A 15,268-nucleotide genomic window follows, 5' to 3' on the forward strand; every position below is an offset into this window, starting at 1 on the left:
GGTGGGTTGATGGCCAAGTGCCAATATCCTGCCATGGATCAATGTTACGTCGGCGTTTGCCCCTAGAGTCGTACGCCCTGCCGATCTCCCGTACAACAACGAGTGCCTCCGATGAAGTGCAATATGCCTGTTACCGGTCGCGAAGTGGATTACCCCGGCGACGCCAACATCCTGTCCACCACCGACCTGGACAGCCGCATCACCTATGCTAACGACGATTTCCTGCGGGTCAGCGGTTTCCTGCGCGAGGAGCTGCTGGGCAATCCCCACCACATCGTCCGCCACCCGGACATGCCGCCCCAGGCCTTCGCCCAGATGTGGCAGTCGCTCAAGGCCGGGCGCTCGTGGATGGGGCTGGTGAAGAACCGCTGCAAGAATGGCGATCACTACTGGGTGAGCGCTTTTGTCTCGCCGATCAGCAGCGGCGGGCAGGTGCTGGAGTACCAGTCGGTGCGGACCAAGCCTGGCACTGAACAGGTGGCGGCGGCCGAGCGTGCCTATGCGCGCTTGCGCGAGGGCCGGCGTGGCTGGCGCGAGCGCCTGCCGGTGATCGGGTTGGGCGCCCGCTTGTCGCTGGCGGTCGGCGCCGTGCTGGCGCTGGTGCTGGGCGCCGGGCAGTGGTGGCTGGGGGCACCGTTGCTGGAATCCGTGTTGGAGGTGGCGGCGGCGGTCGGCTTGAGCAGCCTGGCGATCCGGTTGCTGTTACGCCCGTACGAGCGGCTGCGCCGACAGGCCCAGGCGATTGCCGACAACCCACTCAGCCAGCGGCTGTATACCGGCCGGCGCGACGGCCTGGGGCAGATCGAGTTCGCCATGCGCATGCTCAAGGCGCAGCTGGGCGCGGTGGTCGGACGTATCGGCGACACCTCGTCGCGCCTGGCCGGGCATTCGGGCTCCCTGGCCGAGGCACTGCACAGCAGCCACGCCAACAGCCTGGAGCAGCAGAACGAGGCCGACCAGGTGGCCACGGCGATCCAGCAGATGAGCGCCAGCGTCGCCCAGGTAGCCAGCAGCGCGCAGATGGCGGCGATGGCGGCCGACCAGGCGGAAGACGAGACCCAGTCCGGGCATCAGCTGGTCAACCGCAACCGCTGCGCGATCCAGGACCTGGCGGGCTCGCTGGTGGAGGCCAGCGAGGTGATCCAGCAACTGGAAAACCACAGCAGCGAGATTTCCGGGGTGCTTGATGTGATCCGTGGCATTGCCGAGCAGACCAACCTGCTGGCGCTCAACGCCGCCATCGAGGCGGCGCGGGCGGGTGACCAGGGGCGGGGGTTCGCGGTGGTCGCCGACGAGGTGCGTGGCCTGGCCCAGCGCACCGCGCAGTCGACCCACGATATCCAGCGCATGATCGGCGCTCTGCAGGATGGGGCTCGCGCGGCGGTGCAAGTGATGCAGCAGAGCAGCGCGCATGCCGGGCACAGCGTCGAGCAGGCGCAACTGGCCAGCGACGCGCTGGACAGCATCAGCGTGCGGGTCAACCAGATCAACGAGATGAGCCTGCAGATCGCTGCGGCGGTGGAGCAGCAGAGCCAGGTCAGCGAGAACATCAACCGCAACATCAACAGCATCCGCCAGGCCAGTGAGGCGACGGTCAGCGTCGGGCAGCGCAGCCACAGCAGTGCCAGTGACGTGGCGGACCTGGCCAAGGACCTGCGGCGACTGGCGGATGAGTTCTGGCGGCGTTGTCAGTGACTGACTGAGTTGTCTGTGCCGGCCTTATCGCGGGGCAAGCCCGCTCCCACGAAGCACCTTGGTACTTGGCGTGGGCTTGCCCCGCGATTGGATCTATCTAGAAACCGATGAACGCATAGTAGACCGGCGCTTCGCCCGTCACCTGTAGCCGATGTTCCTGCAGACCGGCCGCAAGCGCCTCGTCCTGCACATGCACAGCCCACGGTCCATCGACCGCCCGTGGCGCCTGCTCCAGCACCGAGGCAAACGCCGCCATGTCCGGGAGCCAGGCAGTAAATCCATTGCCCTTCAGAGCGCTGGTGGTCATCCCCAGCGCCTGACAGATCGCCACCTTGGCCGCGATATCGTCGCGGTCGGCCTGGCGTGAGGCCTCGATCAGGGCACGCAGCGCCTCATCCACCGGCAGGCTGCCGTGAATCAGTTCCGGCCCTTGCGTCCAGGCCTCGGGCGGGCAGTCCTTGTTTTCCGGGCGCAGCGGCAGGTGCGGGTTGATCTCCGCCGGGTAGATACGACAGACCAGCGGGCGGCTTTCATAGATACCGCACAGGTCATTGTCATCGAGGTTGCGGCAGCGCCCGGGGTTGAACGCGGCGAAGGTTACCGACACCTGCAACTGCGCGTCACCGCACGGCACCGGGTGTGAACGGCGCAGCACATGCTCGCGCTGGTCGGCCGGCATACCCGGGCCATCGGCGAGAAAACCCTCGATCAGCACCACCACCTGGCCGCCGGAACTCGCCCACTGCCGGGCCTCGGCCAGGGTCAAAGGCACGTGATGACCGGTGCAGCATTTACCACAGCCGGTGCAGGCGAACCGAATGCTGTCGCTCATCGCTTGCCGACTTCCCAGTCGGTGACGAAGGCCTGCTGGCGCTGGCGATCATAGAGGCACAGCTCGGTGCCGATGCGGTTCTGCATGTGTTTCTGCGGGTAGGTGCCCTCGATCAGCAGCGCGCTGTAACCGACCTGGTCGTCGAACTCGGCGGGTTTGCCCAGAGCGTGGGCATCCTTGAACTGGCTTATGGCCAGGCAGGCCTTGAGCATGTGCTGGCGCTGATCGCTCCAGGCTTGCTTGCTCGAAGCGTGGACTGCGCCGCTGGCTAGGGCGCAGAGAATCAGGAACGAATTGAGAAATTTCATACGCGACACCGGCAATGAACCTGCGAGGGGCGCGAATTATGCCCGAACGTTTTCCTTCATCAAGTCAGGAAAATCCTGACTTGATGTGTCAACGCTCCTCGAACACCACCGCCCGCGCCGCCGTTACCAGGCAGTTGGTCAGCTCCGGCGAGGAGAACTTGGTGAGAATGGCATTGGCCCCGGCCAGCTTGGCCTTGTCACCGCTCATCGCGCTGTCCAGCGAGGTGTGCAGCAGGATGTACAGGTGCTGGAAGTCCGGGGTTTCGCGCAAGGTGCGGGTGAAGGCGAAGCCGTCCATCTCGGACATCTCGATGTCCGAGACGATGATGTTGATCTCTCTGTCGGTGCCTTGCAGCTCCAGCAGCACATTGATCGCATCCTTGGCGCTGCGCGCGGTGTGGCACTCGATGCCAAGGTTGCGCAGGGTGTGCACCGACTGCTGCAACGCGACCTGGCTGTCGTCCACCACCAGGATGTTGGCGGCGGCCAGCAGGCTGGCGTCCTCTTCGCTGACTTCCCCCGGGTGCGGTTCGTGGGGCGGCGGGGCGATGCCGTGGATGACCTTTTCGATATCCAGCACCTGCACCAGGGTGTTGTCGACCCGGGTGACGCCGGTAATGAACGAGCGGTTGCCCGAGCCGTAGGGTGGCGGTTTGATGTCGGTGCTCAGGCAATGGACGATGCGGCTCACCGCTTGCACGTGCAGGCCCTGGCGCGAGCGGCTGATCTCGGTGACGATCAGGCAGCCGCCGTCGGGGTCGGCCAGGGGCATTTCGCCGATGGCGCGGGACAGGTCGATCACCGACAGCGAGTTGCCACGCAGGGTGGCGACGCCTTTGACGTGCGGGTGGGACTCCGGCAGTTTGGTCAGCGGCGGGCAGGGGATGATCTCGCTGACCTTGAGCAGGTTGATTGCCATCAGTTTGCCGCTGCGCAGGGTGAACAGCAGCAGGGACAGCGAGTCCGCGCGGGCTTTTTGCGTGGCCATGGACAACCTTCGCTATGAATGAGGGGGAGGATGCCGGGTTATCGGCTTTCTGGCGCCAGGCTTTAGCTTAGTTTGCTATTGGATCTGCAGTGGGGTCGCTTTGCGACCCTTTCGCCGCGGTTCGTCGCCACGACAAGCCGGCTCCCACACTGGCCGCGCTGAGCTCAGCCAAGCGCCATCCCTGTGGGAGCCGGCTTGCTGGCGAATGGGCTGCGAAGCGGCCCCGTCAGCGCAGCCCCAAGCGCTTGGCCAACCGGCTCAGGTTGGCCCGATCCAGCCCCAGCTCCCGGGCTGCGGCTGCCCAGTTGTCCTGGTGGCGATCCAGGCACGCTTCGACGATCTGCCGCTGATAATCATCCACCGCCTCACGCAGCCCCCCCTCGGGCAACGGCGCGTCAGCCGACGGTGCCTCGATTTCTGCCAGCATGCTCGGCGCCACGTTGCGCAGATCGAGGTCAGCCGCTTCCAGGGTGAGGATTTTCGGCCGCCGCCCGTGCTGTCCCAATGCCTTTAGCGCCGAGCGACCGATCAGGTGCTCCAGTTCGCGGACGTTGCCCGGCCAGCCGTACGCCAGCAAGGCGGCCTGGGCGTCAGTGGACAGCCGTAGGCTCCCCAGCCCCAGGCGCGCGCGGTTCTGTTCGAGGAAAAACCCCGCCAGCAACAGCACGTCGCGGCCTCGCTCGCGCAGGGGTGGAACTTGCAGCGGATAGACGCTCAGCCTGTGGTAGAAGTCGGCGCGGAAGTTGCCATTGCGCACCTCTTCGGCCAGGTCGCGGTTGGTCGCGGCGATCAGGCGCACATCGACCTGATGGTCGCGGTCCGAACCCAGGCGTTGCAACTGCCCGCTCTGTAATACCCGCAGCAACTTGGCCTGCACCGCCAGCGGCAGTTCGCCGACCTCGTCGAGGAACAATGTGCCGCCGTTGGCCAGCTCGAACTTGCCCCTGCGTTCGCCATGGGCGCCGGTAAAGGCGCCGCGCACATGGCCGAACAGCTCGCTCTCCACCAAGGTGTCGGGCAGGGCGGCGCAGTTGAGGCTGACCATCGGCTTGCCGGCACGCTGGCTGGCATGGTGCAGGGCCTGGGCCACCAGTTCCTTGCCGACGCCGGTCTCGCCGGTGATCAGCACGGTCAGGTCGCTGCCGCCGACCAGGCGGATCTCCTCGACCAGGCGCTTGTGTGCCTTGCTTTGGCCGATCAGTTCGCGGTCCTGGCCGCTGGCCTGGCGATACACCTCGGCGCGCTGGTGTTCATCCTCGGCGCGCAGGGCCAGGTGCTCGATGCGCTCGGCCACGGTCACCGTGGCGGCGGCCAGGCTGGCGAAGGCCTGCAGGGCGTCGAGTTCGAGGCTCTGGAACTGGCCGGCGGTGAGCGCGTCGAGGGTCAGCAGGCCCCACGGGCGTTCGTCGACCATCAGCGGGCAACCCATGCAGTCGTGCACCTCGAGATCCACATGGGCGGCGTCGACCAGGCCGTCGTAAGGGTCGGGCAGCGGGCTGTCGCTAGGGAAACGGGTGGGCTCGGGGCGGCTGAGCAGGGCCTGGAAGCGCGGGTGCTCGCTGACCCGGAAGCGTCGGCCCAGGGTGTCCGCCGACAAGCCATCCACCGCTAGCGGTACCAGCCATTCGCCGTCCAGGCGCAGCAGCGCCGCGGCATCGCATGGCAGCAGATCGCGCATGGCCTGCAGCAGCCGGCGGTAGCGTTCCTGGTCGGGGAGGTCGCGGGACAAGTCGCTCACCAAGGGGAGGAGGGCAGTGAGCAGGGGCTTTGCAGTCATATGGACTCCTGTTGGTCGGAATGACTATACGCCTGAGTGTGTCCTTTTGACATCGATCAATGAAAACCCCCGGTTTTACTGACGATCAAAGTTGGCACGATTGCTGAAATGGTCTACGCAACCATTCGAAGCCTCAGGCTCAGGAGTTGTCGTAATGCTCAATGCCGAACAACGTGCAATCATCAAAGCCACCGTGCCCCTGCTGGAAAGCGGTGGCGAGGCCCTGACCACCCACTTCTACAAGATGATGCTCAGCGAGTACCCCGAGGTACGTCCGCTGTTCAACCAGGCCCACCAGGCCAGCGGCGACCAGCCGCGTGCCCTGGCCAACGGCGTGCTGATGTACGCCCGGCATATCGACCAGCTCGAGCAGTTGGGCGGTCTGGTAGGCCAGATCATCAACAAGCACGTCGCCCTGCAGATTCTCCCTGAACACTACCCGATCGTCGGCAGCTGCCTGCTGCGCGCCATCGAGGAAGTGCTGGGCAAGGAGATCGCCACCGCCGAGGTGATCGCCGCCTGGGCGGCGGCCTACGGCCAGCTTGCCGACATCCTCATCGGCGCCGAGGAGAACCTGTACAAGCAGAAGGAAGAGGCCGCCGGCGGCTGGCGCGGCACCCGCGAATTCCGCCTGGTGCGCCGCGAGCAGGAAAGCCGCGAGATCGTCTCGTTCTACTTCGTGCCGGTCGATGGCAAACCGGTGCTCAAGGCCGAGCCGGGCCAGTACATCGGCCTGAAGCTGGAAATCGATGGCCAGGAGCAGCGTCGCAACTATTCGCTGTCGGCCCTGTGCGACGGTGAGCAGTACCGCATCAGCGTCAAACGCGAGGCGGGCGGCAAGGTCTCCAACTACCTGCATGATGGCTTGATGGTCGGCGATACCCTGCAACTGTTCCCGCCTTCCGGTGATTTCACCCTGGTCGCCAGCGACAAGCCGCTGGTGCTGATCAGCGGCGGTGTGGGCATCACCCCGACCCTGGCCATGCTTGAGGCGGCCCTCGAGACCGAACGCCCGGTGCACTTCATCCATTGCGCACGCAACGGCGCGGTGCATGCCTTCCGCGACTGGATCGATGGCCTGGCGGCGCGTCACCCGCAACTCAAGCGCTTCTACTGCTACGCCGAGGAGGATGGCAGCCAGGCTGCCGACGCAGTGGGCCTGCTGGACCAGGACCTGCTGGCCGAATGGCTGCCGCGTGAGCGCGATATCGAGGCCTACTTCCTCGGACCCAAGGGCTTCATGGCGGCGATCAAGCGTCAGCTCAAGGGCTTGGGTGTGCCGGAAGGGCAGAGCCGCTATGAGTTCTTCGGGCCGGCTGCGGCGCTGGAGTAAGCGATAGGCCTGGCTGGCCCCATCGCCGGCAAGCCGGCTCCCACAGGGTTCAGCGATACCTGTGGGAGCCGGCTTGCCGGCGATGGGGCCGGGACAGGCTACGAGTAATTCATCCCAATCGCTGCGGTTCGGCGTTCTGTCGGGCCGCCAGCACACGGATGCTCCCGGCCGTGGGTAATCGAGAACGAAGCGGACGATGACATTCGACGCTGTCGGCCTGGCCGAGCGCCGAACCGCAGCGATTGGGCCTAACCGATCTTCTATATAAGGAAGCGGTGAACGCGGTTACACCCGCTTTCATCTTTAATCCTCCTTTAATCACTGTATCCTTCACTTCCTGGTGTCGAGGGGCCTGCTCCTGCCCGGCACCGGGCTGGCGCATTTTTCACGCGCGTCAGTGAACCGAAACCGACCCGCTCGGTCCTAGGTCATCAGTGGATAGCCGCGCACGCCCCCGCTCGATGCATTCAAAGGTCATCTCCAGCGTGTAGACTGGGCGCCCCTCGGGCAGCCCGCGCTGCCACTCTCCATCGAAGGAATCGGCAATGAACGAACTCTCATCGCGCCTGAATCGGGAACGGCGCTTTCTGGTGCTCCTCGGCGTGATCTGTCTGGCGCTGATCGGCGGCGCCCTGTACATGCAGGTGGTGCTGGGCGAGGCGCCCTGCCCGCTGTGCATCCTGCAGCGCTATGCCTTGCTGTTCATCGCGATCTTCGCCTTCATCGCCGCCGCCATGCCCGGGCGCCGTAGCCTGACGTTCTTCGAGGCGCTGGTGGTGCTCAGCGCCATCGGTGGCATCGTTGCCGCCGGCAATCATGTGTATATACTCGCCAACCCGATGGTCAGCTGCGGTATCGACACCTTGCAGCCCATCGTCGACGACCTGCCGCTGGCCAAGCTCTGGCCGCTGGCGTTCCAGGTCGATGGGTTCTGTTCCACGCCCTACCCACCGATCCTTGGCCTGTCCCTCGCGCAATGGGCGCTGGTGGCGTTCGTGCTGACGGCGGTCCTGGTGCCCCTGGGCATCTATCGAAACCGTCGCCGCGCTTAGACCAAAGTCCCGAATTGACCTGGGTCTATTGCGCGGCGAGATAAGCTGCAAATGGCCCCCGATGATTGATCCAGGTCAGCCACCAGCCCTTGCGCGACAAGGGTTTCAGGGCTACTGCGCGGGGTGCGACAAACTGTCGCGAAGTTGATTTTTTGACCAGTATTGTTACGCATTCTGTAAAAGACTGTTGCTCAATAAGTCATAGTCATCGTGGGGCGACCTATCTACAATCGCCCCCAATTTCCGTTCGGCACTGCTTGCGAGTCGCAGGATTGATGGGAGCCGCAGCGCTTTCCATTTGCTGACTTCGACAAGTTTCGCCCAACGGCGATACCGGGCGGACACCCCTCCGCGTTTTCCCGCACCAAATGGACTTGGTCTGAAGTACAGGCCTGTTGCCTACGAAACCATAAGCACCGCCAACCCGCTTGACGCCAAGATCCAGCAGTCGGATCCCTGGCAGGGGCGAGTACGGGCGCCAATTGCCGCACTTGGCAGGACGAAGTGTTGGCTACCAAAACACAAATTGCATTGAAGCAAGCTGATCTAGAGGTCGTGAGATGAGTAAAAAGCGTTACCCCAGACTGTTTGGCATATTGCCCTTTTTAGGCATGCTTTTACTCAGTGGGTGCAACTGGACCCTGCTCGATCCGAAGGGCCAGGTCGGCATTGAGCAGAAGAACCTGATCCTGATCGCCACCGGCCTGATGCTGCTGGTGGTCGTGCCCGTGATCATCATGACCCTGGCGTTCGCCTGGAAGTATCGCGCGTCCAACAAGGCCGCCACCTACACCCCCGACTGGTCGCACTCGACCAAGATCGAGGCCGCGGTGTGGATCATCCCGATCCTGATCATCATCGCCCTGGGTTACTTCACCTACCACTCCACCCACAAGCTGGACCCGTACCGTCCACTGGATTCCGATGTGAAGCCGGTGCAGATCGACGTGGTCGCGCTGGACTGGAAATGGCTGTTCATCTACCCGGAGCAGGGCATCGCCACGGTCAACAAGATCGTCTTCCCGGCCAACACCCCGGTCAACTTCCGCGTGACCTCCGACGCCGTGATGAACTCCTTCTTCATCCCGGGCCTGGGTGGCCAGATCTACGCCATGGCTGGCATGACCACCAAACTGCACCTGATCGCCAACGAGAACGGTGAGTTCGACGGTATCTCCGCCAACTACAGCGGCGCCGGCTTCACCGGTATGAAATTCAAGGCAACCGCCACTTCGCAAGCCGACTTCGATGCATGGGTCGCCGAGGTGAAGGCTTCGCCGAAGAAACTGGACCAGGCCGAATACGACGCCTTGGCCAAAGCAAGCGAAAACAACCCAGTCGCGCTGTACAGCGAGGCTCCGGCTGACCAGTTCCAGCGCATCGTCGACAAGTACGAAGGCATGAACCGCGGTCGTCCGAACCACGAAGAAGCAGGCAGCAAAGACCTGGCCACTACCAAGGGTGTGGAATCGAGTATGCAACCAGCTGCCGGTGCAGAGGAGTAAGAGATGTTCGGTAAATTAACTCTGGAGGCGATACCGTATCACGAGCCGATAGTCATGGTGACGCTTGCCATGATCGCGCTCGGTGGTCTCGCTGTCGTTGGTGCCATCACCTATTTCCGCAAGTGGACCTACTTGTGGACCGAGTGGCTGACCACGGTCGATCACAAGAAAATCGGCGTGATGTACATCATCGTCGCTATGGTCATGCTGCTGCGCGGCTTCGCCGACGCGATCATGATGCGTACCCAGCTGGCCGCCGCCACCGGTGGCTCCGAAGGCTACCTGCCGCCTGAACACTATGACCAGATCTTCACCGCCCACGGTGTGATCATGATCATCTTCATGGCGATGCCGTTCTTCACCGGCCTGATGAACCTTGCGGTTCCTCTGCAGATCGGTGCACGTGACGTTGCCTTCCCGTTCCTGAACTCCCTGAGCTTCTACCTGCTGCTGGCAGGCGTGCTGCTGGTCAACATTTCGCTGGGTGTTGGTGAATTCGCCAAGACCGGCTGGGTTGCTTATCCGCCGCTCGCGGGTATCCAGTACAGCCCTGGGGTGGGTGTCGACTACTATATCTGGGCGCTACAGCTATCAGGTCTGGGTACGACGCTTACCGGCGTGAACTTCCTCGTCACCGTGATGAAGATGCGCGCCCCTGGCATGAAGCTGATGGACATGCCGATCTTCACCTGGACCTGCACCTGGGCCAACGTGCTGATCGTCGCTTCGTTCCCGATCCTGACCGCCGCACTCGCACTGCTGACTGTTGACCGTTATCTGGACTTCCACATCTTCACCAACGAGCTTGGTGGGAACCCGATGATGTACGTCAACCTGTTCTGGGCGTGGGGTCACCCTGAGGTCTACATCCTGATCCTGCCGGCCTTCGGCGTGTTCTCGGAAGTCACCTCGACCTTCGCAGGCAAGCGCCTGTTCGGTCACCACTCGATGATCTACGCATCGGGCGCGATCGCCATCCTCGGCTTCGCGGTCTGGCTGCACCACTTCTTCACCATGGGTGCCGGCGCCAGCGTCAACACCTTCTTCGGCCTGGCGACGATGCTGATCTCCATTCCGACCGGTGTGAAGCTGTTCAACTGGCTGTTCACCATCTACCAGGGCCGTCTGCGCTTCACCGCGCCGATCATGTGGACCCTGGGCTTCATGGTCACCTTCTCCATCGGTGGCATGACCGGCGTTCTGCTGGCTGTTCCAGGTGCCGACTTCGTTCTGCACAACAGCCTGTTCGTGATCGCCCACTTCCACAACGTGATCATCGGTGGCGCGGTATTCGGCTACATCGCCGGCTTCGCCTTCTGGTTCCCGAAAGCCTTCGGTTTCACCCTGAACGAGAAGTGGGGCAAGGCTGCCTTCTGGTTCTGGATCTCCGGCTTCTACGTAGCGTTCATGCCGCTGTACGCCCTGGGCTTCATGGGCATGACCCGTCGTCTGAACCACTCCGACAACCCGCTGTGGGAACCCTACCTGTACGTAGCCGTGGTCGGCGCCGTGCTGATCCTGTTCGGTATCGCCTGCCAGCTGATCCAGATCTACGTCTCGGTTCGCGACCGCAAGGACAACATGGACGTCACCGGCGACCCATGGGGCGGCCGTACCCTGGAATGGTCGACTTCGTCGCCACCTCCGTTCTACAACTTCGCCCACATGCCTGAGCACGTTGGCCTGGACGCCTGGCACGAAGCCAAGCAAGCCGGCGCCGCCTACAAGGCTCCGGCCAAGTACGAAGCGATCCACATGCCGAGCAACACCTCCACCGGTCTGTTCATGGGTCTGTTGCTGACCGTGTTCGGCTTCGCCTTCATCTGGCACATCTGGTGGCTGGTGGGTGCGAGCCTGGTTGCGACCATCGCTGTCTTTGTTCGCCACGCCGCGCGTGACGACCAGGGCTACATGGTGCCGGCCGAAGAAGTGGCGCGCATCGAAGGCGAGCGCATGAAAGCGCTGGCCAACGCTGGTGCACTGCCTGCTGGCGGCGCACGTGTCGAATCGTTTGAACGGGTGTAATCAATGTCCAGTCAAGTAATCCACGGTGGCGCGCATGGTCATGACCATGCGCACGATGACCACCACCACGACTCGGGCCAGATGACCGTACTCGGTTTCTGGCTGTACCTGATGACCGACTGCATCCTGTTTGCGTCGCTCTTCGCCACCTACGCGGTGCTGTCCGGCGGTTTCGCCGGCGGCCCGTCGGGTCACGACATCTTCCAGCTCGACTTCGTGCTGGTCGAAACCGCGTTCCTGCTGCTGTCCTCGATCACCTTCGGCTTCGCCATGCTGAAGATGTTCGCCGGCAACAAGGCAGGTGTACTGGGCTGGTTGGCTGTGACCTTCCTGTTCGGTGCAGGCTTCATCGCGATGGAAATCTATGAGTTCCATCACCTGATCGCCGAAGGCTACGGCCCGCAGCGCAGTGGCTTCCTGTCGGCGTTCTTCGCGCTGGTCGGTACCCACGGCCTGCACGTGACTGCCGGTCTGATCTGGATGGCAATCATGATGTACCAGATCAACAAGCACGGCATCACGCCGACCGCCAAGACCCGCATGAGCTGCCTGAGCCTGTTCTGGCACTTCCTCGACGTGGTCTGGATCTGCGTGTTCACCGTCGTCTACCTGCTGGGGGTTCTGTAATGGCTAGCGCACACGACACTCATCACGAAGGCAATCACGGTAGCGTGAAGTCCTACATGATCGGCTTTGTACTGTCGATCATCCTGACCGCGATCCCGTTCGGCCTGGTGATGTACCCAAGCCTGCCGAAGAACCTGACCGTCCTGATCGTGGTGGCCATGGCCGTCATCCAGGTGGTGGTGCACCTCGTGTACTTCCTGCACATGGACCGCTCGAAAGAGCAGCGCTCCAACGTGTCGACGTTCCTGTTCACCGTTCTGGTAATTGCACTGCTGGTCGGCCTGTCGCTGTGGATCATGTTCAGCATCCACTTCGAAATGCTGGCCAAGTGAGGTAAGACTGCATGTCCGTGAAGCACTTTATCCAAATCACCAAACCGGGGATCATTTTCGGTAACGTGCTTTCCGTGGCAGGCGGTTTCTTCCTTGCCGCCAAGGGGCATGTGGATTTCGCCCTGTTCCTGGCGGTGGTGATCGGTACGTCCCTGGTGGTCGCGTCCGGATGCGTGTTCAACAACTGCATCGACCGTGACATCGACCACAAGATGGAGCGCACCAAGAACCGCGTCATGGTCCAGGGCGGCATGTCGCTGCCCCTGGCGCTGATCTACGCCACCCTGCTCGGGGTGGCGGGTTTCAGCTTGCTGTATGTCCAGGCCAACCCGCTGTCGGCGTTCTGCGCCCTGGTTGGCTTCGTGGTCTACGTCGGCTTCTACAGCCTGTGGCTCAAGCGCAAATCGGTGCACGGCACCCTGGTCGGCAGCCTGTCCGGTGCCATGCCTCCGGTGATCGGCTACTGCGCCGTGAGCAACAGCTTCGACCTGGCCGCGTTCACGCTGCTGGTGATGTTCAGCCTGTGGCAGATGCCGCACAGCTTTGCCATCGCCATCTTCCGCTTCAAGGACTACAGCGCCGCCAACATCCCGGTCCTGCCGGTGGCGCGCGGTATCCTCGCGGCGAAGAAGCAGATCGTGCTGTACGTGCTGGCCTTTGTGCTCGCCACCCTGATGCTGACCCTCGGCGGCTATGCCGGCCTGGGTTATCTCGCCGTGGCGGCCGCCATGGGCCTGTACTGGCTGTACATGGCCTGGGGCGGCTACAAGGCCGAGGACGACAGCAAGTGGGCGCGCAAGGTGTTTGGCTTCTCCATCCTCACCGTCACTGCCCTGAGCGTGATGATGGGCGTGGACAGCCAGACCGCGGCCGACGTGCTGATGACCTACGCACGCTGAAACACCGCTGCTGCACAAGACGCCCCGGCTTGCCGGGGCGTTTTTTTTGTCTCGGAAAATTCATTCGAAGGGCAGTTGACAGCGCCATGTCCTTTGCCGGATGTTATGCGCCGCAGGTCAGGATGACCTGTAGGCCAAGGTAGGCCACGATCCATTCGGATCGATCCACATGACAAGGACTGTTCCATGACCGAATCGAGCTTCGCTCTTTCGGCGTGCGCCGCTTCGCTGCGCCAACGCCATGCCTGCGCCAACACCGATACCTCGCTGGCCATCCTCGAATGCCTGTTTCGTCGGCGCAGCCTGGCCCCCGGGCAGGATGACGCGCTGGACGATGCCGTGCTCGCCCCGCACCTGCCCAAGGTGCTGCAGGCCGTCGAGCGCGGGCTGCCGGTGGAGATGGTCCTCCCGGCCTTCCCCGGCAAGTCGCCCAACCGCCAGAAGACCCTCGGCCCGCTCCCGGACCTGGCAGAGCACCATGCCATCGACGAGCTGAATCGCCTGGCTGAGGAAATCCGCGCACTGCATGCCCCCGGTGCAGTCATTCACATCTGCTCGGACGGCTATGTCTTCGCCGACCTGGTGCGGGTGCCCGATGCCCATGTCCAGGCCTACACCGAGGATATCCAGCGCTATGCCGGCCAGCACTATCCCGGCCGTTTCACCTTGTTCGACCTCAAGGATGCCTATCCGCAACTGGGCTGCCTGGACTCCATGCGCGAAGAGCTGATGATCGAGCATGGCCAGTCGCTGCGCGCCCTGCAGCAGCGCTTCGAGGACGAGGAGCACATGCGCTTGATGTACTGCGGAATCCATCGTTTCCTCGCCGAGGACTACGCCGGGCTTGTGGAGTTCGAAGGCATGAGCATGAACGCGGTGAAGAAGGCGGCCAAGCCCGCCTCCCAGCGGGTGATCCAGCGTAGCGAGGCCTGGAGTGCGTTGCTGCAAGCGCGCTATCCGCATTGCCTGCGCCTGTCGATCCACCCGCAGTTGGCGGTATCGAGCAAGATCGGCATCCGCCTGGTGCCGACCAGCGACCTGTGGCGCACCCCCTGGCATTCGGTGGCGATCAAGCGCCGTGGCGTGGTGACCCTCGACCGACGCAGCAATGTCGATGAGCGTTACAGCCGGCTGGTATTCCGCCGTGGCCGGCCTTGCCACTACGCCAGCGCGCAGTGAGGGTGGCGCCAATGGACATACGCGCGGTTCTGTTCGACCTGGACGGCACCTTGGTCGATACCCTGCCTGATATTGCCTGGTGCCTGAATCATGTGCTGATTCTGCACGGGCTGCGCGCGCTGCAGCCGGATGAGGTCCGCGGCATGATCGGTGGCGGTGTGTCGGCGATGCTCGAGCGGGCCGCGGTAGGCCTCGACGCCGAGCAACGCCAACGCCTGCATGACGACTACAGCAGCTGTTATCACGACAACCTGGTCCAGCGTTCCCGAGCGTTCCCCGGTTGTGTCGACCTGATCGAGACGATTGCCGGCAAAGGGTTGCCCATGGCCGTCGTCACCAACAAAGCCCACCCGCTCGCCGAGCGTGTCGTGCAAGGGCTGCTGCCCGCGCAGCGATTTGGCGCGGTGCTGGGCCATCGTCCCGGCGAGCGGCTCAAGCCGGCACCGGACATCGCGCTGCAGGCCGCTAAACGGCTGGGCATCGACCCAGGCCACTGCCTGTTCGTCGGCGATACCCCCATCGACCTGTTGACCGCCAAGGCCGCCGGCATGCCCGCTGCCGCCGTCGGTTGGGGCTACGGGGTGTGGCAAGCCTTGCTCGAGCAGCGGCCGCAGTTCCATTGCCAACAGCCCTTGCACTTGCTCCGGGCCCTGGGCCCGGAGCAAGTGCTCCACCGTGCAAGCCAATCCGCAACGCCAATCGGTTCGCTGTAGCCG

14 protein-coding genes and 1 pseudogene are annotated in these 15,268 nt (G+C 63.4%); 11 read left to right on the forward strand and 4 right to left on the reverse strand.

Annotated features, from left to right (window positions below; genetic code table 11):
• Positions 1-123 precede the first annotated feature (123 nt).
• Both ACZ9C1_RS22995 and ACZ9C1_RS23000 read left to right on the forward strand, forming a co-directional pair.
• Positions 124-393, forward strand: a pseudogene (locus ACZ9C1_RS22995) (PAS domain-containing protein); the annotation flags it as partial.
• 195 nt (positions 394-588) lie between these two features.
• Positions 589-1,695, forward strand: a complete 1,107-nt coding sequence (locus ACZ9C1_RS23000; protein ID WP_373682090.1) for a methyl-accepting chemotaxis protein — start codon at positions 589-591, stop codon at positions 1,693-1,695.
• Positions 1,696-1,792: 97 nt separating this feature from the next.
• Here ACZ9C1_RS23000 and ACZ9C1_RS23005 read toward each other — a convergent pair whose 3' ends face one another.
• The 4 genes from ACZ9C1_RS23005 to norR form a co-directional block, all read right to left on the reverse strand.
• Positions 1,793-2,527 carry a YkgJ family cysteine cluster protein gene (locus tag ACZ9C1_RS23005; protein ID WP_277502950.1) on the reverse strand — a complete coding sequence of 245 codons (735 nt, stop codon included), beginning with the start codon at positions 2,525-2,527 and terminating at the stop codon, positions 1,793-1,795.
• Positions 2,524-2,835, reverse strand: coding sequence for a hypothetical protein (locus ACZ9C1_RS23010; protein ID WP_198754354.1), 312 nt, complete (start codon positions 2,833-2,835; stop codon positions 2,524-2,526). The genes ACZ9C1_RS23005 and ACZ9C1_RS23010 overlap by 4 nt, the downstream gene beginning before the upstream one ends.
• An 88-nt stretch (positions 2,836-2,923) precedes the next feature.
• Complete coding sequence (locus tag ACZ9C1_RS23015; protein WP_102682490.1) at positions 2,924-3,823, reverse strand: chemotaxis protein; 900 nt, start codon at positions 3,821-3,823, stop codon at positions 2,924-2,926.
• Between the two features lie 226 nt (positions 3,824-4,049).
• Positions 4,050-5,600 (reverse strand): nitric oxide reductase transcriptional regulator NorR, encoded by a 1,551-nt coding sequence (gene norR, locus ACZ9C1_RS23020; RefSeq protein ID WP_277502952.1) that lies wholly within the window; start codon positions 5,598-5,600, stop codon positions 4,050-4,052.
• A gap of 154 nt (positions 5,601-5,754) precedes the next feature.
• Between norR and hmpA the strand changes: the two genes are divergently transcribed.
• The 9 genes from hmpA (at position 5,755) to ACZ9C1_RS23065 (ending at position 15,265) form a co-directional block, all read left to right on the forward strand.
• Positions 5,755-6,933 (forward strand): NO-inducible flavohemoprotein, encoded by a 1,179-nt coding sequence (hmpA, locus tag ACZ9C1_RS23025; protein WP_476254413.1) that lies wholly within the window; start codon positions 5,755-5,757, stop codon positions 6,931-6,933.
• A 545-nt stretch (positions 6,934-7,478) separates the two neighbouring features.
• Positions 7,479-7,985: a disulfide bond formation protein B gene (locus tag ACZ9C1_RS23030; protein WP_023629873.1), complete on the forward strand. Its 507-nt coding sequence runs from the start codon at positions 7,479-7,481 to the stop codon at positions 7,983-7,985.
• Positions 7,986-8,545: 560 nt separating this feature from the next.
• Positions 8,546-9,490, forward strand: coding sequence for a ubiquinol oxidase subunit II (gene cyoA, locus ACZ9C1_RS23035; protein ID WP_102682486.1), 945 nt, complete (start codon positions 8,546-8,548; stop codon positions 9,488-9,490).
• A gap of 3 nt (positions 9,491-9,493) precedes the next feature.
• Positions 9,494-11,515 (forward strand): cytochrome o ubiquinol oxidase subunit I, encoded by a 2,022-nt coding sequence (gene cyoB, locus ACZ9C1_RS23040; RefSeq protein WP_102682485.1) that lies wholly within the window; start codon positions 9,494-9,496, stop codon positions 11,513-11,515.
• A gap of 3 nt (positions 11,516-11,518) precedes the next feature.
• A complete protein-coding gene (locus ACZ9C1_RS23045) occupies positions 11,519-12,142 on the forward strand; it encodes a cytochrome o ubiquinol oxidase subunit III (RefSeq protein ID WP_023629875.1) in 624 nt (207 codons plus the stop codon).
• On the forward strand, positions 12,142-12,474 hold the full coding sequence (cyoD, locus tag ACZ9C1_RS23050) for a cytochrome o ubiquinol oxidase subunit IV (RefSeq protein WP_023629876.1): 333 nt from the start codon (positions 12,142-12,144) through the stop codon (positions 12,472-12,474). The genes ACZ9C1_RS23045 and cyoD overlap by 1 nt, the downstream gene beginning before the upstream one ends.
• Positions 12,475-12,485: 11 nt before the next feature.
• The gene (gene cyoE / locus ACZ9C1_RS23055; RefSeq protein ID WP_023629877.1) at positions 12,486-13,373 is read left to right on the forward strand and encodes a heme o synthase; all 888 of its coding nucleotides are present in this window, start codon (positions 12,486-12,488) and stop codon (positions 13,371-13,373) included.
• Between the two features lie 186 nt (positions 13,374-13,559).
• On the forward strand, positions 13,560-14,552 hold the full coding sequence (locus ACZ9C1_RS23060) for an L-tyrosine/L-tryptophan isonitrile synthase family protein (RefSeq protein WP_476254414.1): 993 nt from the start codon (positions 13,560-13,562) through the stop codon (positions 14,550-14,552).
• A gap of 11 nt (positions 14,553-14,563) precedes the next feature.
• Entirely contained in the window at positions 14,564-15,265 is a 702-nt protein-coding gene (locus ACZ9C1_RS23065) for an HAD family hydrolase (protein WP_277502954.1), read from the forward strand.
• Positions 15,266-15,268 lie beyond the last annotated feature (3 nt).

The organism is Pseudomonas sp. TE21435, from assembly GCF_056279265.1.